The sequence below is a fragment of the Oleiphilus sp. HI0125 genome (genome assembly GCF_001635355.1).
This window is the reverse complement of sequence record NZ_LWGF01000298.1, coordinates 1-923: the sequence shown is the minus strand read 5'-3', so window position 1 is coordinate 923 and position 923 is coordinate 1. Positions and strand designations below refer to the sequence as shown.

The following is a 923-nucleotide window of genomic DNA, read 5'->3' as shown; positions in this document are numbered from 1 at the left end:
CTTGCAGTCGGCCACCGACCGGGTTTTGCGCGTCTTCAACCGTACTCGCAGCCTGAACTCCTCCAATGTTTGGCACATCGTTCGTACCTTCCAAATTCACAGTCACTGTTTGCTGAGAGCTATGGCCATAACTGTCGGTGACCATGATCGTGAAGGTTTCTGTTTTTGCCTGCCCTTCTCGGAGTTGATCTATGCGCCCATCAACTTTGTAAGTCCATTGTCCGTCTGGACCCAAAGATAAGGAACCATAACTTCCTTTTGCTGTACCTACGAGACTCCAAGTGTGTGTATCACCTATATCAGGATCGCCATGTGTCAGCTTGCCCGAAACCTGACTTTGCACATCCTCTTTCAAGAAACCTGAGCTAACACCACCAATATTTGGCGCGGTATTATTCCCTATTATCTCGACAGTAATGATCTGTTGCGCTTTACCGCCATGTCCATCGTCTACCTCGACGATAAACGACTCAGTCGTTTTCTGCCCATGCCCCAGAGCTTTTGTATCAAGAGAATTATGGTCCAGAACAAACGTCCATTTTCCATTGTTTGGGTCTATCGTCAGCCCGCCAAAACGGCCTTGCTGCGAACCAACAACCTCCCATGTATGCGTATCTAAGGCATCAACATCTACTGCAGTGAGCGAACCTGAGGTTTGACCGATCAAATCTTCGGTAACTGAACCGGTGTTCTGTCCACGAATGGTAGGTAGATCGTTTGTTCCCTCAACATCAATAACAACTTGTTTAATGGTTCGCTCACCATGCTGATCTCTCACCTCAACACGAAATGTCTGCTGAATGACTTGGCCTTCAGACAAAGCATTCACAGACGCGGAGTTAGGATGCAGAGAGAATGTCCATTTCCCTTGCCCATCTATCGATAAACTTCCGTATGAGGCGTTGGGATTTAACACTCGCCAG

1 protein-coding gene is annotated in these 923 nt (G+C 47.8%); it reads right to left on the bottom strand.

Annotated elements, in window-relative coordinates:
* Positions 1-923: VCBS domain-containing protein (locus tag A3762_RS04110; protein ID WP_197469012.1), on the bottom strand; the 923-nt coding region annotated here is incomplete at both ends.